The sequence below is a fragment of the Gimesia sp. genome (genome assembly GCF_048260065.1).
Classification (GTDB): domain Bacteria; phylum Planctomycetota; class Planctomycetia; order Planctomycetales; family Planctomycetaceae; genus Gimesia.
The window spans coordinates 323,834-345,384 of the sequence record NZ_JBLXHC010000001.1; the positions used below are offsets into that span (position 1 = coordinate 323,834).

At 49.8% G+C, this 21,551-nt stretch carries 16 protein-coding genes; 11 read left to right on the forward strand and 5 right to left on the reverse strand.

Annotation, left to right across the window (positions count from 1 at the left end; all coding sequences use genetic code 11):
* Both ACN0YN_RS01185 and ACN0YN_RS01190 read left to right on the forward strand, forming a co-directional pair.
* Positions 1 to 1,332, forward strand: a complete 1,332-nt coding sequence (locus tag ACN0YN_RS01185; protein ID WP_417383143.1) for a Gfo/Idh/MocA family protein — start codon at positions 1 to 3, stop codon at positions 1,330 to 1,332.
* A gap of 34 nt (positions 1,333 to 1,366) precedes the next feature.
* Positions 1,367 to 2,005, forward strand: coding sequence for a hypothetical protein (locus tag ACN0YN_RS01190; protein WP_417383144.1), 639 nt, complete (start codon positions 1,367 to 1,369; stop codon positions 2,003 to 2,005).
* A 413-nt stretch (positions 2,006 to 2,418) separates the two neighbouring features.
* Here the strand turns inward: ACN0YN_RS01190 and ACN0YN_RS01195 are convergent, their stop codons facing one another.
* Positions 2,419 to 3,855, reverse strand: coding sequence for a sulfatase-like hydrolase/transferase (locus ACN0YN_RS01195; protein ID WP_417383530.1), 1,437 nt, complete (start codon positions 3,853 to 3,855; stop codon positions 2,419 to 2,421).
* Positions 3,856 to 4,115: 260 nt separating this feature from the next.
* Positions 4,116 to 4,412, reverse strand: coding sequence for a hypothetical protein (locus ACN0YN_RS01200; RefSeq protein WP_417383145.1), 297 nt, complete (start codon positions 4,410 to 4,412; stop codon positions 4,116 to 4,118).
* A gap of 258 nt (positions 4,413 to 4,670) precedes the next feature.
* Between ACN0YN_RS01200 and ACN0YN_RS01205 the strand changes: the two genes are divergently transcribed.
* Positions 4,671 to 6,794, forward strand: coding sequence for a hypothetical protein (locus tag ACN0YN_RS01205; protein WP_417383146.1), 2,124 nt, complete (start codon positions 4,671 to 4,673; stop codon positions 6,792 to 6,794).
* 18 nt (positions 6,795 to 6,812) lie between these two features.
* On the opposite strand, the gene ACN0YN_RS01210 is transcribed toward ACN0YN_RS01205, so the two are convergent.
* Positions 6,813 to 8,441 carry a sialidase family protein gene (locus tag ACN0YN_RS01210; RefSeq protein WP_417383147.1) on the reverse strand — a complete coding sequence of 543 codons (1,629 nt, stop codon included), beginning with the start codon at positions 8,439 to 8,441 and terminating at the stop codon, positions 6,813 to 6,815.
* Positions 8,442 to 9,049: 608 nt separating this feature from the next.
* On the opposite strand from ACN0YN_RS01210, the gene ACN0YN_RS01215 reads away from it, so the two are divergent.
* From ACN0YN_RS01215 to ACN0YN_RS01225, 3 genes are read left to right on the forward strand one after another with little or no spacing between them, the layout of a single operon-like run.
* Entirely contained in the window at positions 9,050 to 9,808 is a 759-nt protein-coding gene (locus ACN0YN_RS01215) for an ABC-three component system protein (protein WP_417383148.1), read from the forward strand.
* Entirely contained in the window at positions 9,805 to 10,029 is a 225-nt protein-coding gene (locus ACN0YN_RS01220) for an ABC-three component system middle component 7 (RefSeq protein WP_417383149.1), read from the forward strand. Before ACN0YN_RS01215 ends, ACN0YN_RS01220 begins: the two co-directional genes overlap by 4 nt.
* Positions 10,019 to 11,629 carry a DUF2326 domain-containing protein gene (locus ACN0YN_RS01225; protein WP_417383151.1) on the forward strand — a complete coding sequence of 537 codons (1,611 nt, stop codon included), beginning with the start codon at positions 10,019 to 10,021 and terminating at the stop codon, positions 11,627 to 11,629. The genes ACN0YN_RS01220 and ACN0YN_RS01225 overlap by 11 nt, the downstream gene beginning before the upstream one ends.
* A 395-nt stretch (positions 11,630 to 12,024) precedes the next feature.
* Here ACN0YN_RS01225 and ACN0YN_RS01230 read toward each other — a convergent pair whose 3' ends face one another.
* Positions 12,025 to 12,441 (reverse strand): protein kinase domain-containing protein, encoded by a 417-nt coding sequence (locus tag ACN0YN_RS01230; RefSeq protein ID WP_417383153.1) that lies wholly within the window; start codon positions 12,439 to 12,441, stop codon positions 12,025 to 12,027.
* A gap of 142 nt (positions 12,442 to 12,583) precedes the next feature.
* Here ACN0YN_RS01230 and ACN0YN_RS01235 point away from each other — a divergent pair, with 142 nt between their 5' ends.
* Positions 12,584 to 13,174, forward strand: coding sequence for an RNA polymerase sigma factor (locus ACN0YN_RS01235; protein WP_417383154.1), 591 nt, complete (start codon positions 12,584 to 12,586; stop codon positions 13,172 to 13,174).
* Positions 13,175 to 13,234: 60 nt separating this feature from the next.
* On the opposite strand, the gene ACN0YN_RS01240 is transcribed toward ACN0YN_RS01235, so the two are convergent.
* The gene (locus ACN0YN_RS01240) at positions 13,235 to 16,321 is read right to left on the reverse strand and encodes a protein kinase domain-containing protein (protein ID WP_417383155.1); all 3,087 of its coding nucleotides are present in this window, start codon (positions 16,319 to 16,321) and stop codon (positions 13,235 to 13,237) included.
* 454 nt (positions 16,322 to 16,775) lie between these two features.
* On the opposite strand from ACN0YN_RS01240, the gene ACN0YN_RS01245 reads away from it, so the two are divergent.
* The 4 genes from ACN0YN_RS01245 to ACN0YN_RS01260 all read left to right on the forward strand — a co-directional run bounded on the left by ACN0YN_RS01245 (position 16,776) and on the right by ACN0YN_RS01260 (position 21,467).
* Positions 16,776 to 17,054 (forward strand): hypothetical protein, encoded by a 279-nt coding sequence (locus ACN0YN_RS01245; RefSeq protein WP_417383156.1) that lies wholly within the window; start codon positions 16,776 to 16,778, stop codon positions 17,052 to 17,054.
* A gap of 230 nt (positions 17,055 to 17,284) precedes the next feature.
* A complete protein-coding gene (locus tag ACN0YN_RS01250; RefSeq protein WP_417383157.1) occupies positions 17,285 to 17,542 on the forward strand; it encodes a hypothetical protein in 258 nt (85 codons plus the stop codon).
* A gap of 88 nt (positions 17,543 to 17,630) precedes the next feature.
* Positions 17,631 to 19,196: an HlyD family efflux transporter periplasmic adaptor subunit gene (locus ACN0YN_RS01255; protein WP_417383158.1), complete on the forward strand. Its 1,566-nt coding sequence runs from the start codon at positions 17,631 to 17,633 to the stop codon at positions 19,194 to 19,196.
* 3 nt (positions 19,197 to 19,199) lie between these two features.
* A complete protein-coding gene (locus ACN0YN_RS01260) occupies positions 19,200 to 21,467 on the forward strand; it encodes a peptidase domain-containing ABC transporter (protein ID WP_417383159.1) in 2,268 nt (755 codons plus the stop codon).
* The last annotated feature ends 84 nt before the right edge of the window (positions 21,468 to 21,551 follow it).

The following is a 21,551-nucleotide window of genomic DNA, read 5'->3' on the forward strand; positions in this document are numbered from 1 at the left end:
ATGACATCCACCTCCAAGACCACCCGTCGCGACTTTTTGAAAACATCCGTCGCAGCCGCATCCGTTTTTGCTGCTCCCGCATTTGTCCGCGGTCAGAATCTGAACTCGCAGTTGCAGTTTGCAGGTATCGGCACCGATGGCAAAGGGTATTCCGACATCAAGCTCATCGCCAGTCACGATAAAGTGAAATGCGTTGCTTTTTGCGATGTCGATTTATCGCGCACCGAAAAAGTCAAGCCGTTAGCACCCGAGGCTCCCATCTACCAGGACTACAAAGCAATGCTGGATGAACTGGGTGATAAAATCGACGCTGTTTCGGTTTCCACTCCCGACCATACTCACGCCATCATCAGTATGGATGCCATGCAACGCGGGAAGCACGTTTACTGTCAGAAACCGCTGACACGCACGGTTTGGGAAGCCCGCCAGATGCGTCAGCAGGCAAAAAAATCAGGCGTCATCACGAGAATGGGAAACCAGATCCATTCGCATACTGCTTATCGCACTGGAGTGAAAGCCATTCAGGATGGCATTATCGGGAAAGTGAAGGCCGTGCATTCCTATGTCGGCACCACCGGTCATGGACGCAGCGGTCTGCTCGAACCACCTGAAAAAAATGAAGCGGTTCCCAAAACACTCGACTGGAATCTCTGGGTCAGCGTGGCTCCCATGCGTCCGTACGGCGGAAACCGGGTTTACCATCCCTTTACGTGGAGAGACTGGCAGGACTTCGGTTCCGGAGCCATCGGCGATTTTGGCTGCCATTTACTCGATCCAGTATATACGGCTCTCAAAATTACCGGCGACCCGATCAGCGTGCAATCAGAGCATACCGGCATGAATGATGAAGTCTGGCCTGCCCAGGAAACCATCAAATACATTATCCCCGGCACACAGTACACCGCTGGTCGCAGTCTGCCGATTACCTGGTACGATGGCGGTCGTCGGCCCAGTGACAGTATCGCCAAACTGTTACCCGGTCAGTCTCTGCCGGGCGGTGGTTCCATTTTCGTTGGTGAAAAAGGCAACTTGATTCTGCCTCACGTCGGCATGCCGTTCGTCAACATCGAAGGTGTGACAATTGAGCCTGTAGAAGGTCTCGACCATTATCATGGTTGGGTTGATGGTTGTCTGTCCGGAAAACAGCCCAGCGACGGGTTTGAATACGGTGGCCATCTGACCGAAGCCGTGCAGTTAGGTAATGTCGCCGCATACTTCCCGGGCGAAACCCTCGAATTCGACGGGAAAGCGCTCAAGATCACGAATAACTCGGAAGCGAACAAATACCTGACGCGAGAGTACCGCACCGGTTTCGAAATCGCTTCGATATAGACTTCCCGATTCATTCAGATAGAAGACGCCTCGTATGCAGTTTTTTGATCTCCGCCGTTTTGCTGTTTTACTGGTAATTCTGTCTGGAACGAATTTATTGCTGGCTGCCGATGCGGAGTTGGCAAAGCACATCACCGTACCCACGGGCTGGAAGGGGGAGCAGATTATGCTTCCCCCTTCCTTTGCCAGGGGAATGCAGTTTAAAGGAATCGAAGAAGCCCGATTTTCGCCCGGCATGTTCCAGGAAAAATCGAACACGTTTTTCTCCTACTTCTTCGTGTTTAAAATCGATCCCGGCAGTGAACTGACACAAAAAAACATCGAACGCGAATTACTCACCTATTATCAGGGGCTGTCGCGCACCATCTTCAACAGCCGCAAAGCGAAAGTTGATACCAGCAGGTTTTCCTGCAAACTGAAAAAAGTGGTCCCCGTCGATCCACAGAAAATTTACCCCGAGGGACTCACCGAATATTCGGCAACCGTCAAATGGATCGAACCGTTTGTCACCCGAAAACCGCAAACGCTGAATCTGATCATCCAGGTCTGGACAGACAAAACAACCAGAGACGGCTATCTGTTCGCCTGTGTTTCGCCGCAGGAGAGGGAAGCTGAGATCTGGCAATCAATGCAAAACATCCGCGACTCGTTCTACCGCAGTCTGCAGAAGTAATTCTTCTTGTTGAACACTGCTTTGTTTCTCCGCGGTTTCGAAAAGCAGATCAAATCCAGCTGATTCTTAAGAGTCACAGTAATCGACCACAGTCTGTCACAGCGTTCCAGAGCTGTTTGTTCGCGAAACTGAAGAATACGTGTCTCAAGGGGACAGAAAACCAGAGCAACCAGATTGGGGTGGACCCGAATGCAATTCGGGTCGAGCGCAGCGAGCAGGAAACTGACGGTATAAACGTGCTGGCGAGTAAGTACGTTCCTGCATTGAATTCATGTTTCGGGGTCTGTCCCTTTTACAGCGGTCCCCACTGCAGCGGGTCTATATTATTGTCCGACTTGCCCGTCAGTGCAGAGGTGGCGGGTGGCACCGTTGGCTTGCCCAACGGTGAAAATCAGGGCCAGGTTTTAACCCCTTTACTTCGATTCCTGATAATCCTTCCCATTGATGCTGCGGATCACAGACCGCATCCAGGCATCCAGTTCCTGCTTCATCTGTTTCACTCGCTGGGCCTGTTCCGGATCTTGAGAAAGATCGTTTTTCTCCATTGGGTCATCGCTCAAATTGTAGAGTTCGTATCTGGTACCTTTGATTCGATGCAGTTTCCAGGGCCAGTCGTTCCACGCGGCATGCCCCGTCGTGGTCTCTTCAGGAAACTGCGGGAATTCGTCGACGTCTTTGCGCATGCGGGCGGGATCATGTGGTAGGGGGGCGCCCGCCTGCTGCTTTTCCATAATCGCTTTCTGAATCTGATCACTGCGGGTGCTCTGTCCCCCCTGTAGTTGATGCCAGAAACCCATCGGCTTGTTGCGTTCGGTTACCGTTCCTGAAATGATGCCGCTCACATCCATGCCATCCAGTGGATGCGGCGCATAGAGTTCCACGTCGGCCATCGCCAGGAGAGTCGGGTAGATATCAAAGGTCGCGACGGGAACCGAGGTGCGACCTTTGAGTTTTTTTGCGGGCCACTCGATGATTCCCGGCACACGCAGGCCTCCTTCGTAGATGCTCCCTTTTTTCTCACGGCCGCCGGACGTTTCCTTGACCAGCCCGCCATTATCGCTGCAGTACCAGACGATGGTATTCTCCGCAATGCCCATCTCCCTGAGTGCACGTCGCAGACGCCCGACCTGCTGATCCAGCAGCGTAATTTCGCGGTAGTAGCCCGCATGCGGTTTACCTTCATAGAGACGGGAGCCATCTGGTACTTCCGCGTGCGGTGAGTGTGGAGAGGGGAACCAGACGACCGTGAAGATCGGCTGGTCGCCATCCTTGTGTTTCTTGAGGAAGTCGAGCGTATCATCCATCAGGATGACCGAGCCTTTTCCCTTGCGATGCTCGATCTTTCCCATTCGGCTCAGGTAGGGATCGTTGTCGAAAAAGTTGAGGCCGATGACCCATTCATCGAATCCCATACCAGTGGGATTGCAGGGAGAGTCAGGCTGTCCCGAACCCAGGTGCACTTTACCGAAGATGCCGGTGACATATCCGACCGCTTTCAGCGTTTCAGCGATGGTCTGCTCATGCGGGCGCATGTAGCGGCCATGGTTTGTGACTTTGGCCCGGTTCGGATTCCGCCCGGTCATCACGCTGGCCCGGGTTGGCGAACAGACCGGCGCACCGGCATAGAAGCGGTCGAAGACGAATGCGTCCTCTGCCATGGCATCAAGTTCCGGCGTCTTGACAAACGGGTGACCATTATATCCGGTGTCTCCCCAGCCCTGGTCGTCCGCCATCACCAGAATGATGTTGGGTTTTTCAGAGGTAGCCGCATTGGTCGCAAAAGAGACACCTGTCGCAGCCAGATATAAAACGGCTCCCACCGCTGCTGAAAAAACACGTCGATTCCGCATCATTGACTCTTTTCTGTGTTGTGGCTGAAGTAGTGAATAAAAGCCCCATTGAAATCAGGATCATCAGTTATGATCATACCAGTGCCAGTCACTGATTTACATTATCAGATTGTCAGAGGATGAGATTTTCTTGTATCCAGATCAGGGTAGCTTCATAGATCAAAGGGGAGACTGAACCATCCTGCAAGCAGGCAGCAGAAATAAAGAAGCTGAAAAGAGTGGTGCTGCTGCTGGTCCATCCGAGTTCTCTGGGAGGCAGACTAAAAAGAGATATGGTGATTAAATAAAGAGTAGGTATAAATCGCTGCGGCGGCGATGACAAAGAGGCTCGCATAGTTCAGCTTGAGCAAGGTGGATTGTGATAGGGTAAGGGAAAGAGCAAAGCCAAGTGCTCCCATCATTAGCATTCCTGCTGGGACGGTATAAAGAAATAAAGGCCACATACCTGCAAGTTGTGTGTAAAACATAAAAAAGAGGAGGCCATAAAATCCAATAAATCCACCAAGTACAAATCCAAAGAGTGTGGAAACGATAGATAAAATGACTTTTTCAATCACGATCAGACCTCAAGAAACAGCCGAAATAGAAAATGTAAGCTTCGATGCCTCAGCTATGATACTGGGCGTAGAGGGTGATCAAATCTCACGCGTATATCGAAAATATTATCAATAAATACGAATGAAGGTTTGTTTACAAAATCGAATTGGCTGATCTTGCTCGGGAATGGGGGGCTGATCCCTTGATTCGCATTCGTGATTACAGATAGTAGAGAGATCTCTCTGAACAGCTCAGCATTCCCAAGGATACTTCACCACATGAAATTCGCGCTCATTCTCTCCATAGTCATATTCTCTTCTGCCACACTCAGAGCAGAAGAGTTCAATACGGTGACGATCCCGTTCGAGAACGAACAGCATCCGATGGCTGAAGCAGGAGTCGGACCGGGGATGGATGTCGTTCGCGACGGGGACAATCTGTTCATGCTCCAGGAACGTAACCTGGTGATTCTCTCCATCAAAAATCCGGGCAGACCCGTACTCGTCGGAAAACTGCAGGACGTGGGGAACCTCCGGCAGATTGTCGTCCGCGACGATGTCGCTTACATCACAGCGCGGGAAAACGGTCTGTTCGTCGTCGATGTTGCCGATCGGTCGGCTCCCAAACTGTTATCACATTATGACTCGATCGAATTTGCGACCGGCATCGATGTGCAGGGGCAGTATGCCTTTGTCGCCCAGCGCTGGTTCGGTGTGGAGATTATTGACGTTTCCAATCCGCAGCAACTGCGGCATGTCTCGGTGGTGCGCGTCGGTGAGGCACAGTCGTGCGTCGTTTCCGATGGTTACCTCTACGCCGGGGCCTGGGAGGAATGCCGGGTCGCCATCTGTGACGTCCGCAATCCTGCCAAACCGAAACAGGTCGCCGAAGTCAAACTCAACGGACGCGGCGACGGCCTGTGCGTGGAGAACGGAATCCTCTATGCCGCCTGCGGACATCATCAACCGGGGGCCGCGCATTCTCTGGACGATCCCCGCTACGGCAACGGCAACGGGATGGAAATCTTTGACGTTTCCAACCCGGCTCAGCCAAAACATCTCTCGCGCGTGCAGTTCGCCTGGCGGTATTACTATAGCTGGCCGGATACGTGGCGGGTGAAACTGGCTTTCCCGTACGCCTATCTGTATCACACGCATAACGGAGTGTTCCTCTTCGACGTTTCCGATCCACGGCAGCCGAAAGAGCTGGCACAGATTCGGGTGCCCCGCAAACCGGGTGAGCAAGGGTATCGCAAACTTTCGACGGTGGACAAATCGGGCACCCGACCCAAAGTCATTCCGTTCGACCCGGCTGAGGTTTGTTATAGTCCGGTGTGTGGTTTGGAAACGGTCGATGGCTACCTGTATTTCACGGGATTGTTCACGGACCTGCACATTTTCAAAGATGACAAGCTCGTCAGAGAGATAAAGCAATCAGCAGCCGAAGCCGACGAACTAAACGCCAGCGGTGATTTCCATGACCGGCATCAACTCGATTCATTGGGGCTGAAGGATCTGGCCACCTATCGGCCGGGGGGACAGGTCTACGCAGCTGTGGAACAGGACGGATACGTTTACGCTGCCTGCGGCTCGGACGGGATTCATGTTCTGGATGACGAACTGCGTCTGCTGCAGCAATATCCCACCACAGGTGTTGCCATGGACGTTCAAGTGCAGGGAAAGCAACTGTATGCCGCCCAGGGCGCGGAAGGCCTGGTCTGTTATCAAGTGGACGGTTCGTCGCTCAAGCGAAAGAATACCTATCAGACCAAACGGCCGATTCGGCAGGTGCAGATCGCTCCCAATGGCAAGTACGCAGTCGTGCATGCGGGGGGCAGCGGCTATGAAATACTGGATCTTTCTCAAGAGAACAAAATCACGTTGGCGGAAAACGTTCGAGGCTGGGGTGGTCTCGTCTATTACCGGCAACTCTGCAATGGTTTTATCGATGACAGTACCATCTGCGGAACCTGGTGTGCCGGACGCACCTTCATGACCGAGTTAAACGGGGACAAACCTGCAAGCCTGCCCGATCCCCTCGGCCTGTTGCCGGATATGAGACGCGGAGGCTATGCTGCCTGCGGCGAATATGCCCTCGTCACCCGCGATGGGGGGTACTCCTTCTATAAACCGCTTAGCAAAGGCGAGTACGAAACCGAACGGCCTGTCCACCGCATTGCCAACGGCCCCGCATTTTACGGGAAGCCCACCGTGCGGGGAAATATCCTGGTCACCTGCGACCGTATCAACGGGGAGATTACGGTAGTCGACATCACCGATCTGAAACAGCCGCGGCTGATACGACAGTTCCAGGTTACCGGAAACCCCGATCTGGCTTATATCGGAGACGGGTACGTCCTGATCCCCGCCGGCCGCCAGGGACTGAGCAGGTTCGCGTTGTGAAGCCGATGAGTTGCGCGCTCATTCCGGTTTCGTGATGACGACGCCCCATTTGCCGAACTTGATCCGGTCGCCTGCCGCGACGTGGCGCTGGTAGACCGAACAGACGTTGCCCGGAATCTCGCGTCCGCCCGGCATCAGGAACAGCACGAATTCGGGAACGGCAACCAGCTCGTATCCCTGCTTTTGTAATTCCTCCGTCACGCTGTCCCTGTTGCGGTCCGGCAGTGGTGTCACGACGTAGACCACGCCCGGTGAAGTACAGTCGACTTCGGTCTGCTCCATGGGGCTGAAGATAAATTGCCCGCCCTTCAGGAACGAAGGCAACTTGTCATGGAAGGCATAGCTGCGGTTGCTGAAGATTGCCTCACCAAGCTTCACATCGCGCTGTTCGCCGACAACTGGTTTCAACTGTGCCCCCGGTTCCTTGAGTAGGGGGGCTCCCTTTTCATGCTTGTTTAGAGAGGTCACGCGCTGCTTCTTCTTCCAGGGCTTCGGATTGATGCCTGTCGCGTGGTTGATGAGCACACGCTGACGCGCCTTAGCACTCTGATACTTCCCGGCCAGCACATCGGCTTCCGTGAATGTCGTCAGCAGAATGTGTTTCTCATCCGCACGGTTCCAGTCATAAATCACGTAGATGGTCCCGTCCGGGGCCTGGGTGGCGTCCGGGTATGAAACCGTATCGCGTGCGTCCAGCAGTAACCCTCCCTTCCACGATTTGCCGTCGTCATCAGAGAGATAGGCGGTCAGGTGGTTACGCCCGCGTCCGCGTTCATTGATTCCGTTGTGTTTGATCAATAACAGATTGCCGGATGCCAGTCGCTGAATATGGAAGCGGGATGTCGTTTGCTGCAGATGATCTTTCACTTCGGTCCAGGTGCGACCGCCATCGGTGGAGACCGACTCGCCAATCCCGTGATCGGAAGTGCGGACCAGCAGCCAGAGAGAGCCGTCCTGGCGTTCAACGAGCATCGGTTCATCGCAGTTCCGGCGGTCCTTCGGAACGTTGGCGGCGCCGCGCAGTGACCAGGTGCGTCCCTGATCGCGGGAGACCATGACGCGACAGCTGTCGTCCTGTTTCCAGATCGCAGCCGGCATAAGCCACTCCTCGTTTTTAGTGACGATCGGCTTGTTGATCATCACGCCGGGGAACAACGCCCGCGGTTCAGTCCAGGTGGGGTTTTCCGCATCGGGGTTCTCGGTTGTGATCGACATCGTCACGTTCAGGTCTCCGCCATTCATCCACCAGAAGAGCCACAGCTTGCCCGAAGGATCCAGCCAGAAACAGGGATCCGAAGCCCGACGGGGACCGTCGCCGTCAGGATTGATCACGAATTTCAAATCGCTCCATGTCTTGCCATCGTCGCCGCTGGTCGCCGCCATCACGTAGTTAAAACGGTCTTCATGAATCGGCCCGGCATACCAGCCTGCCCACAGGCGACCGCTTGGCGTACGTTCAATCGTCGGGATTCCCTGGTACTTTCGAGCCTCGGAGTTCGATTCTGCGCCTGGACTGAAATTAACCGGCGGATGAACGAAGTCCTTCAACAACTCCCCGGTGACAACAGGAGTGTCTTTTGAGCCAGCGTGCAGAGACGCGCAGACTGTGAAGAGCAGGAGGGAGGCGAGCGTCAGAGAAAATCGCATGGTGGCAACCTTTCGAATGTATGGAATCATGTCGCGTGTGCCCGGATCAGGAAGTCACTCAGAATTTCCAGAAGGAACAGATCCCGTCACACCAGGGACGACAGAAGTCCATAGTACAACCACACCGCCGAAGATTCCATCATGTCTACGCGGGGACGTTCAATACAACATGATTTTAAGGGGGGGCACGGTATCAGAATCATCGATCTGAAAACGTTGCGGTTGATGAACCACTTCACGGTCTCAAGAAATCCCGATCTAGCTTTTCTCGAAGACTGATACGTGCGGATATCCAATAGCCACTAAAGGATGATCTGATATTAGTTCTGATGTCAGCTCTGAATCATGTAAAGGTGATCTCAAATAAATGATGAGACATGAATCCTTTTCGTTATCCAGAAAGTAAAAATGAATTGATGTTTACAAAAGAAATGGGAGTAAAAGTTCATTGAATACGGGGGTGCACTATGTAGACTATAGAATGACATTTTTAGGGGGGAAATAAATTGAGATTACATGATGTAGGCGTCAGCATCACTTTGTAAGCATTTTGTGAAAAGACCTGTACTTATAAATAAAACCGTGATTCCCAGCTTCAGAGAATTTAGATGACAAAATCGCGAAAAAAATATAATGAACCTGAAAAAGTCACATTACTGTCACAGGTAAATAGCAATTGTCCGTTATGCAATAAAAGACTCTATTACGAAAAACGAAATAAAACATACAACAAGTATCAATTAGCACATATCTATCCTCTTAACCCTACAACTGAAGAAATTGAATTGTTGGAAGGTGTTGAAAAATTAAGTGACGATGACAATCACATCGATAACATTATTCCGCTGTGTAATGAGTGTCATCTGATGTTTGATAAGCCTAGGACACTTAAAGAGTATGAGCAACTTTTAGAAATAAAAAAAAATCTAATATCAAAAACAGGTCAACAGAATCTATGGCATCAATATCAGTTAAAGAAAGATCTCCGCAATATAATTGAGTCGTTGTATACCAGTGATTTAACTCTAGAAGAAGGCCTTGAGTATGAGACAAAAGAAGTCGAGCGAAAAGTAAACGCCTCAATGAGTATTCTAACTAAGAGGAAAATTAAAGCGAACGTTGCTGAATATTATCTCTTCATCAAAAAACAGTTTGCACTCATGGATAAAGGAAGCCCAGATACATCTACTTTAATAGCTTCCCAGGTGAAAACTTACTATCTAGTCCTAAAGCATACTTTCGAAACTCAGCAGGAAATATTCGAAAATATCGTCGAATGGATATATGTCAAAACAAAGCCTGAAAGCATAGAGGCCGCAGAAATCTTGAGTTCATTTTATGTTCAAAGCTGTGAGGTGTTTGAATGATAACTCCCAATAAGAATATTACTTTTGATGAATCAGTCTTGAGCAAGTTGTCAATATTATTAGATCAAGCAAGTGAGAATATAGAGCTAACAAAACTATTTCAAAGGACCTCTTCAAAATTTGATGATATAAATCAATTTTTACTTACTGTAGATGTCCTATACGTTCTTGGACGTATAGAAATCGATTTTAATAGAGGGACATTGCATTATGTTGACTGAAATTCGTTGTAAGAAATTTCGAAAAGAGGTGATCGAATTTCATCCAAGTTTAAACGTTGTGCTCGGAGACGATAATGCAACAAATTCGATCGGTAAAACTACTTTGTTAATGGTGATTGATTATGTTTTTGGGGGAGAGACTTTCTTATCTCATAATCTCGATGTGCGAAATGAATTAGGAGAGCATGAATATCTTTTTTCATTTTTTTTTGATGGAGAGCCTTATTTTTTTAAAAGGATCACAGATGATCCAGATATAGTTTTTGTTTGTACGTCTCAATATTCTGAGATAGAGGAGATTTCTGTTGATGAATATAAACAGTTTTTAAAAGAAAGTTATGGGATTCTAAATGAAGATATTTCGTTTAGGGAGATGGTATCTTTATTTTCCAGAATATGGGGCAAAGGTAATTTAGAGGTGAAAAAGCCACTTCATGTGGCCCAGGCTATGGCTTCAGCAAAATCAGTGGAAAATCTGATAAAGATATATAATAAATACGGGAAAATTAAAGAAATCACGACTGCTCTAAAAAATGCAAATGAAAAAAAAACGGCGTTATCTAAAGCATCTAAGACAAAATTAATTCCCAAAATTACAAAAACTAAATATAAACAAAATATAAAAAAAGTTGAGCATATAGAGCAGGAAATCAAGGAGATCGGTGAAGACCTAAAAAAATATGCGACAAACATCAATGAGATTGTTAATAGGGAAATCCTTGAATTTAAAGTAGAGAAAGATCGACTTCTTGAAGTAAAGCTTGAGACTCAAGCAAAACTTGAGAATGTGAGAAACAACTTAGCAGATAACAGACATATTAAGAGCCGCCATTTACGTTCATTGACGGAATATTTTCCTGATGTGGATATGACTAAGCTTGAGAATGTGGAGTTATTTCATGATGAAATATCGAAGATATTAAAAAAAGAGTTGGTTAGAAATGAAGAAGATTTCAGCGCTCAATTAAAACTTGTTAATGATGAAATTAACACAATTGATTCACATATAAATAAAACACTTTCTTCAGTCGACAATCCTACTCTGATAATTGATAGGGTATATTCCCTTGCTCGCGAACTTATGGATGTTCAAATAGAAAATGGATTTTATGAAACCGGTGAGGAGTTTAAAGTTGAGACGAAGGATTATCAAATCTCACTGGATCTAACATTAACAGAGATACTTGATGATATGGAAGGGTTGATTAACTCTCAAATAGAGAAGTTGATTAGCAGTGTTTATGGTGGGGGGCGAAAAAGCCCTGTGTTGAATTTATATCCCAAAAAATATTCGTACGAAGTTTTTGAAGATACTGGTACGGGCAAGGCTTATTCAGATCTCTTAATATTTGATTTGGCTGTATTCTCAACTGCTGAGGTTCCTTTCTTAATCCACGATTCCATACTATTTAAGAATATTGAAACAAATGCAGTCGCAGGTTTGATATCTAGTTATTTAAACTTTCAAAAGCAGTCGTTTATTGCAATTGATGAAATTAAAAAATATGGGCCTGATACAGAGGAATTATTATTAGATCATAAGGTTATTCAATTAAGTGGAGAGCAAGTATTATATATTAAAGATTGGCGATCTGCTTAAACTGAAACAAAATAATAGCTCAAAAAAGTTACCTTCCTGATAGGGTTTTTCTCTTTCCTGTTCGAGTTACTCGTGGATTAATAGACTAACTTTCCACAAGCGGGTGTCAGACTGAATATGGTTATACAGCAACAATCGCAATTTGGAGGCGCTACGGAAATTCGCAAGAAATCAGAGACACCAGAAAAAACGTAAGTCATCGTTGCGAAAAAGAAGAACGAAAATGACGGCGCAGGGGATTGAATCCTGAACCTGCGGTTTAAATTTGTTGTCTTCCAGTTGGGCTAAGCCCTCATTTGTTCTTACTGTATTCTGATCAGCCGAAGCACTCTTTGCGGCGTGGTTGGTGTCCGCTGCTCAACAGGCCGTTTGAGCAAATTCCATAAAGACGGCGCTCAGCTCAGTTCCATCATCCTCCTGCTCATTTCTTTCGCGGTGGGGCGTTTGTCGGGGGCCATCGCCAACAGGTCGATCAGGTCGCTGCGGAACTCGTGGGGAATCTTTTCTGTTAGAGATTCGACGAAATCAGCTCTCCATAAAGCTGAGATGATTTCCAGTGCTGTCATGTCGCGCATTAAGGATTCACCAGACAGCATCTCTACGAAAATTAATCCCAGGGAGAAAATGTCGCTGGCTTCACTCAATCGAGCTCCGCGTGTCTGTTCGGGAGACATATAAGCCGGGGTGCCGGAGATCCCGTTCGATATTGTACGCGAGGATTCGATCAGCGGGACAGAACGAACTTTATTTCTTATGCGAAAGAAATAGGAGTGACTCTTACGCTTCGTTTTGACTCTCGGCAGAAGTGGCATGCACAACGCAGGGTAACCGTCAGGTAAAAAACTGAAGAACCTGGCTTCATAAGGGAAAGAGAGATCACAAGTTGACCGTTCCTGATGGAGAAAATATACTGGCAGCAACGACTCAACCGCGGCTTAACCAGCGAGGCGAATTGTGGAAGAAGAACAGACTCAGCATGTATTTCAACGTGTTCGCGCAGGTGATCAGGCTGCAGCGCAGGAAATCTTTGACCGTTATTTTCAACGACTGATAGGCCTGGCGCATTCCCGTCTGTCGGAAAAGCTGGGGCGAAAAGTGGATGCCGACGATATCGTGCAGTCGGCACTGCGGTCGTTTTTTATCCGGTCCCAGGATGGTCAGTATGCGATCGAACGTTCAGGAGATTTATGGAAGCTGCTGGCGGCGATCACCCGCAATAAGCTGTTGAAGCAGGCCGAGCATTTTCAGCAGCAGAAGCGGAGTCTGGATCGGGATGATGTGTTGCAGTCGTCTGCAGAGAATCAGGCGGCGTTGTTCTCCAGTGAACCGACTGAAGAAGAAGCGGTGGCTTTGTCGGATGAAGTCGATTTTCTCATTCAGGACTTCGATCCACTGCAGCAGCAGATGCTGGAACTCCGCTTGCATGGGCAGACAATCCCTGAGATCGCAGAGACGGTTGAACGTTCTGAACGAACCGTACGACGGTTTCTGGGTGAATTTCGAGATCAACTGGAAGAACGCCTGCGTAGCCTGCAAAAAGATTGAGTGAAAAAAACGGCTCCGTCAGAACCCTGATTCCAACGGAGCCTGTCCCGGGCACACACCCTATTGGCCCGGGAGATTGTTCTCAATATAAGATTTCACTGGATGTTTGTTGATCAATTTCAAAGTGGACACGGACTCCAGTAGGTCACGGTTTTCTTTGGTTAATTTCAGGTCTTCAGGCAGTTCCAGTGATTCCAGGGGTATGCCTTTTAATGGGGTCAGGTCCTGCACACTGGTGTTTGCCAGTCCCAGCCTCCGTAATGGCATTCCTGACAGGGGAGTTATGTCTTTGAGCTGTCGTGAATAAGCAAGCGTCAGGGTTTCCAGTGGCATCCCTTTCAGCGGGGAGATATCGGTCAATTCGTCTGATTGCAGTTGCAGGGATTTCAGGCGCAAGTTCTTTAAGGGGCTGATATCGCTGACGGGCGAATCGATATGTAATTCTTCCAGCGGCATCGCGGCAAGTGGTGACAGGTCGCGGACATCAGTTTGAACAAGATTCAGATGTTTGAGTTTCATTCCCTGCAGAGGAGACAGGTCTTGCAGATCTGAACAATGACCGAGGATCAGTTTTTCCAGAGGCATTCCCTGCAAGGGAGTGAGGTCGGTCACTTTGGATCCATTCAGTATGAGTTCTTTCAACGAAAAGTCTTGTAGTGGAGTCAGGTCGCTGATCTGGCTGTTAAGACGTAGTACTTCCAGTGGCATGGATTTGAGGGGCGTCAGGTCTGTCACGTTCGTGGAAGAAAAATCCAGATTGACCAGAGGCATTCCCTCAAGGGGACTCAGGTCAGAGACCGAAGTATGTGACAGAAATAAATCGGTCAGAGGCAGACCTTTGAGGGAACTCAGGTCTGAGACTGCTGTAGTACGAAGTTCTAAGGCAATCAAAGACTTCATTTCAGCAAGGGGGGACAGGTCTGTGACCATGGTGCCATTCAAATCCAGACGCTCAAGCGGCAGCTTTCTGAGGGAAGAGAGATCGCTGACATTGGTGTTGGACAATTCGAGGTTCTTCAACTTCAGGTTTTGCAGCGATTCGATCTCTGTCAGTTGCGGATGACTTCTAACCGTTAAATAGTTCAAATTATTCATTGCTGCCAGCGGGGAAAGGTCTTTGAATTGACTGAGTCTGGTTTGGGTACCTGAAATACTCAATGTCTGCAGAGTTTGAAGTGCCTGTAATGGTGAGATATCCTGCAGATGGTTCGAGTCAATATTGACTAGATGGACGTATTGATTCGGATGGCCTCCCAGGTAGCTTACATAGACATTTTTGCCTATGTGGGCTTCGAAGCCGGGATTGAGTTCCTGGAGTTTTTCAATGACGGCCTGAAACTGTTCCACACCCGGGAGTTTCTGAGTCTGTGTGAGCCATTCCTGTGAAACGCCGGCAGAGGGAATCTGTCCCGGTGTTACTGTCCCGTCGGTGATACGTTCTATCGTGACTACGGTTGTTTGATTGCGAGAGAGCTTTACCACCTGGGGGGTCACCTCAAGTCCGTCCAGATTTTTTCCCTGCAGGACGATTTCATATTGTCCACTGTAAATGGTTGTGGAATCGGTCCCCTGGCTGACCTTGAGTGTTTCCACAGTTTTGTCGCCTTGTTTGATCAGGACCGAGATATCGGGGACTTCACTGCGGACAATCAGTGTCCCTTTATCAGTTGCCAGCGTGAGGATGATTCCCATACAGAACAAAGCGGCGACGCCGGCTGCACCGATCAGCGTGCGTTTGTGGTTGCGGCGTCGATGGTTGTTTCCGCTGACACTCGGTTTTGTACGGATGATCGTCTCAGAACGGGTGAGGCGCTGCTGGATCGCAGCAAGTCGTTCCGCTACTTCCTGCATGGAGGCGGGGCGGGCTTCTGGTGATTTCTGCAGCATCTGCAGGCAGAGGGCTTCAAGTTCTGCGTCGATGTCCGTCTGCAGAGTCGAGGGCCGCGGCGGTGCGTCTCGCATGACAGCTGCAGTAATCTGCCCCAATGTCCCTTTGAAGGGGAGTGTGCCTGTCAAAGCTTCAAACAGGATCACACCCAGGCTGTAGATGTCACTGGCCGGGCCGGGAGCAGTATTGCTTTCCATCTGTTCTGGAGACATATACGCAGGAGAGCCGACTATGTCACCTGCCTGGGTGAGTCTGGGTGACGGCCCCTCGACAACCCGGTGTGCCAGGCCGAAGTCCATGACGACCGGTTCTGCATGGGAGTCCACCATGATGTTGGCCGGTTTGAGGTCACGATGAATGATCTGCTGGTTGTGAGCAATCTGAATGGCGCGGGCCACTTTCATCAGTAGAGTCAGGTTATCCAGCAGTGAGTGGTGAGAATCCGCAGCCCAGAGCTCCTGCAGATTCTGACCTTCGATATAGGCCATCGTCAGGTAAAGCTGACTATCGATCTGCCCTGAATCATAGATCGGGCAGATATGGGGATGTCGCAGCGTGGCAGCGGTGCGGGCTTCATTCAGGAAACGTTCTTTGAGCAGTGGGACGCTCTGATCCAGTCGAGGCAGTTTCAAAGCCACTTCCCGATCGAGTTGAGTATCCCGGGCACGATAAACTTCGCCCATGCCCCCTTTGCCGATCAAAGAGAGTAATTCGTAGCGTCCAAAATGGGCGGGGAGTTCGGGGAACAGCTGCGGAGGCTTTCCTGCCTGTTGTCCGGGTTCGAAGAGCGACGTTTTCTCGGTCGCTTCCCGGCTGTCGAGCGCCAGTTCACGCTGGACGGCTTCCAGTTCGCGACGGAGTACAGCACTGTCTCCATAACGCTGAATGTATTCTTCCATTTGAGGCTGGTCACCCCAGCGATGACGGATGCGATATTCTTCCGCGATGAGACTGGCGCAGTGATCGGTATTGGAAAAGAGTTCGGGCCAGCGGTCGGCGTAGAAATCGAGTGTATAGATGCCTGATGTATTGTCAGTGACTGTGACGAAATCGGAAGCCGAGGGATCGGTACCTGGCTTTTGCTTTGTTGCGGAGAGTCGCGACTGGTATTCCAGATCCACGGCAATCAGTTCCGAGAGGACTGCCCGCTGGTCTGACTGCGAGAGTGCCAGACTTTCTACAAATTGATCAAGTTGTGGCTGGACGCCACTTTGCCAGAGCTGTTCATACTGATCGAGAATCTGATTCAGGGAGTTCATTGGTTCTACCTCGGAATAATACGCGGACCTCAGTCGTGGCGTGCGGGTTTCGGGCACTGGTACCACTGTCGGTTTCTCACGAGGTGATTCGAATTTTGGCGGTTGATGGACAGAGAAATTTGAAAAAGTTCATTTTCATTGAAAAGATACATGACTGTCGGAACGCAAGACAGGAGCTTTCAAGTTGTACCTTACCCGTGTTAATGAATGTGATTCAAGAAATTTCAGATGAGTTCAGGAATTTATTCTAAAGAAAATCGAGGGTGTAAGTGACTGTTATGTATTGATTTAAGAGATCGGGTAAAGGCGTGCGATTCACCTGGATCGGAGAGAAAACGCGAAAAATCATTCCCGTCATGTCCATGGTGACTCTGGAATTCTGATTTCCTGTCGAGCCCGGCAACAAGCCATTCAACAGCAAACAAAACAATAAACAATTTCAAGGAGCCAAGCCATGATCCAGAACGTCAATCAGTCAGCCGTCATTGAAGAAGTCTCACCTGAAGAAGCCGCTAATGTTTTCGGGGGCAACAAGGTACGGTACGAGGTCGTTATTTCAAAAATGGTTGGAAGTAGAATTCGGAGAGTTAAACGGATCGTGACTAAAAAGGCGCTGACGCGGTTGATTCGTCTGAAAAAAGGCCATTATACAGTGAAATACAAAGCAGTAATCACACGTAAGAAAAAGACTGTTTCTAAAACGAACTTCCGCCCCGCCAACAACTTTTTCTAAGTCAAAATAATGAGAACTCTCTCCCGGCCTGCTGTTTTCGGACAGTGGGCCTTTTTTTGTTGGCTCCGTCAATCAGGCCTTTCACCAGGATCAGGATGCCCGAAATCAATTTTCAAAAATCAAATATTTATGAGTTTCGTGTGTCCATGTTGACTTTGGAATTCTGATTTCCTCTCGAGCCCGGCAGCAAGCCAGCAAAACAACAACAAATCAAAACAGGGAGCTAAGCTATGAACCAGAACATCAATCAGTCAGCCGTCATTGAAGAAATCTCACCAGAAGAAGCCGCCGGCGTCATGGGGGGAAACTGGCAACGTCGAGCTCGAATTCAGAGAGTTAAAAGGATCGTGGCTAAGAAGTCGATTCAACGGTTGAATCGACTCAAAAATGGAAAATACACAGTGAAATACAAAGAAGAGATTAAACGAAATAAAACAACCGTTTCCCAGACCAACTGGCAGCCTGCTCGAAGCTGGAGTTTCACATAGGACTGCAACAGCCCCGTTGATTCACCCGCGACGGGGCTGTGCTTTTTCTTGTTCACACCCACTCAATTCTTTTATGGAGCCACCCTGAATGGCTGCTCTCATCCACTCATCAACTGATGATTTTCCTGACTCCCTGGACGAAACAGAACGGATCGAAGAGGAACAGTCTCCTCTCTCAGAGACGCTGGAGACCATGCCGATCTGGATTTCGCGCGGTGTCCTCTATTTGTGCATCCTGTTTGTGATCGTCAGTCTGCTGTTTGCCTGTCTGGGACGCGTCGATGAAGTTGCCAAAGCGCCCGCGGTCATTATTCCCCAGGGAAGACTGAAGCCCGTGCAGACCGATCTGGAAGGGATCGTTACCGAGCTGCTGGTCAAGGAGGGGGAACAGGTGACAGCGAATCAGCCTCTGGCGCGAATCGACTCGGCTGACGTCGTCAAAATTCTCTCAGAAGTTCAGTCAGCGGAACGTTCCCTGGCAGCCGTCAAACGGGAACTGGAAGAATCGATTCCTCTGAAACAACAGCAGACTGAGAGTCAGACTGCGATTCAGAAACAGAAGATCGCCAGCCAGGAGCAGCGACAGCAGGCACTGCAGTTACAGATTACCAGCGAGAAACGCGCCCTGGAACTGTTACAGGAACAGCATCTGATCACCCAAAAGCAGCAGCGGGAAAAACAGAATCGACTCCAGCTGGATCGTAAGTTTGCGAAAGCCCAGGCGGATCGTGAAGAAGAGCAACTGGCCAGCGTCATACAACTGGTGAAAAAGAGTGCCGCCAGCCGTACGGAATTGCGTGCCGCCCAGGAAAAATATGACACAGCCAGTGCGGCACTGGTAAAAGTCGAATCGCAGATCAATGAAGCCGAAAATGAAAGTCTGCTGCAGGATGTCACGTTGCAGACGCGCATCAACGATCGGGAAAAAGCGATCGCAGCAATCAAGGTGCAAATTGCCGAGAATGCGGTCGCGACCCGCCAGGCAGAACTGGAGATCCGCCGCCTGAACGGTGAACTGGAGTCACAGCGGCTCAGCACGCAACTCAAATTCGATGCCCTTCAGGTGCAGTTGACGCAGGCACAGAAACAGGCACGGTTGAATCTCAGTGGAATGAGTCCCGAGTTGCTTCAGCGATTCTCCAGTGGTGAATTCGAGGAGACCGACGAGCATCTCGTTCTGGCACCCATTGATGGGGTTGTCGGTCAGATTCATGTGACAGATGGGGAAACGGCCCGCCGAGGTGCGACTCTGATTACGCTGATTCCCGAAGGGGCGACATTGATCGCTGAAGTCAAAATCCCCAATCGCGAAGTCGGTAAGGTTCGTGAAACGATGCAGGCCCGCTTGAAATTCGATGCTTTTCCCTACGCCCGACATGGTGCGATCGACGGTAAGTTGAGTCAGCTGGTGAAAGTCGCAGAAGAGCCCCGCAGTCAAAGCGGGAGCACGGGAACAGGGAGTGCATCCAGCGGTTCCTATTACCGGGGATATTGCACCCTGGAGCAGACCTATTTTCGAGTGGAAGGAAATCGCAAACCATTGCTGCCGGGCATGACGGCGACTGCCGAGATCGTCACGGGGCGAAAACGCATTATTGAAGTGCTGCTACAGCCACTGCTCGCATTTCAGCAGGGACGTAAAGCAGAGGAATAACAGATGCCGACAGCAGTAAACGATCAAATCACAGATACAGAACAGAGCCTTACAGAGAAGAAAGTAAAACCGATGATCATGAATACCGAAGCAGAAACAGAGCAGGTCTCCCGTCGAAAAAAACGCTGGTTACGACGGTTTCCCCATGTCAGGCAACTGGATGAAACAGACTGTGGTGCGGCCTGTCTGTCGATGATCTCACGTTTTTATGGCGTACGGCTCAGTATCGGCGAACTGCGTGATCTGGCATGCGTTGGTCAGGATGGTGCGAGTCTGAACTCACTGTCCCGGGCTGCTGAGCAAATGGGTTTTTCCACGCGACTGCTTCGAACAGGTCTTGAGGGATTACGCAGCCTGGAACTGCCTGTGATTGCGCACTGGCAGGGGATTCACTTTGTCGTCGTGTATCAGTTGACCCGAAATTATGTGCTGGTCGCTGATCCGGCACGTGGTCTGATCAAGATGTCTCATGAGGAATTTACTGACGGCTGGACCGGATATCTGCTCAGCCTGCAGCCGACGATGGATCTGCAGAAGAATAAACCTGCTCAGACCACCATTCATCGTTTTCTGCCTTACCTGCAACCTTACCGTGGTCTGTTGCTGGAGATCTTTCTGGCTTCGATCATGCTGGAGCTGTTTGCGTTGATCTCGCCTGTCTTCACACAGGTTGTCGTGGACCGGGTGCTCGTGCATCAGAATGTGAATATGCTGAATCTGATGCTGGTGGGTATGCTGATTGTAGGCGTCTTTCAGATGGTCATCACTCTGTTGAGGGATTACTTCTCGGCTCATCTGGCACAAAAACTTTCTCTGAAATTCTCTTCTGATTTAATGCGCCAGATGATGCGACTGCCACTTCGTTTTTTTCATACCCGGCGGATTGGTGACATCATGCAGCGATTTGAAGACAACGAGGAAATTCAGGATGTTTTGACGGGCAAATTTATCTCTACCGTACTGGATCTGGTGACCGTGGTGCTGACGGTTGGCCTGATGCTGTATTACAGCCCTCCCTTGACGATGGTGGCGCTGGCTGCGGTACCCCTGTATGCGATTCTGACATTGGCGTTTACGCCTGCGATCAAGCGAATCAATCTACAGGCAGTCGAACAGTCAGCAGCGACGAATTCACAACTGATTGAGACGATGAAAAGTATCGGAACGGTGAAGGGGTGTGTCGCGGAAGATGCTGCCCGCTGGAAACAGGAAGAACATCTGGTACGTGAAGCGAATATCGAATTTCGCGAGACGAAACTGGGCATGCTGCTGACAGGCTTTTCCTCATCGATCAACATGCTGGCACAACTGCTGCTGTTCTGGTACGGCGCTCACCTGGTCATCGATGGGAAATTAACGTTGGGTCAACTGGTGGCGTTTCAGGCTCTGGTGACGATGGCATTGACGCCCATTATGGGACTGATCGGATTATGGGATGAACTGCAGGAAGCCTGGCTCTCTCTGCAGAGGCTGGCGGATGTGCATGATTTTGCTCCCGAGCAGGCAACAGGCAAGTCGGCGATCCGTCTGCCTCGACTGCAGGGACGGATTGAATTTCAGGATGTCCGCTTCCGGTATCATGCCGACTCGGAGGATATTCTTGACGGCGTTAACCTGGAGATTGAACCGGGATCAACGGTAGCGATCGTAGGACGTTCGGGTTCAGGGAAAACGACACTGCTGAATCTGCTGCAGCAGTTTTATCGGCCGGGCAGTGGAAAGATTATGATTGATGGCTTTGATCTGTCGGCGGTGGATTTACGGAGCCTGCGTTCACAACTGGGGGTGGTGCCTCAGTCCCCCGATATGTTCTCTGGAACGATTCGGCAGAACATTGCGATTGCGCATCCGGAAGCCAGTTTGAATGAGGTCATCAAGGCTGCGGAAACCGCGGGCGCCCATGAATTTATCTCGCGGTTTCCGCTGGGGTATGACACGGTTATCGGAGAGACGGGGGTTCGAATTTCGGGCGGGCAGAAACAGCGGATTGCAATTGCCCGCGCTCTACTCAGCCAGCCTTCTATTCTGATATTTGATGAAGCCACTTCGTCACTGGATGCTGAGTCTGAACGGACGGTGCAACAGAACATGCAGGAAATTCTAAATGATAGGACGGCCATTCTGGTTGCACATCGTTTGTCGACTGTACGAAACGCAGACCGGATTCTGGTACTGGATGAAGGAAAAGTTGTCGAGCAGGGGACCCATCAGGAACTGCTTCAGGAGGAAGGTCTGTACCACCATCTGGTGAGTGAGCAGGCGTGTCTGTAACGTAGCTCGATATTGAGACAAAACTCCTCCCCTGGAACGGGACTGCCGACAAGCGAATAGAGTCAGATCGTAATTCCCTGGGTT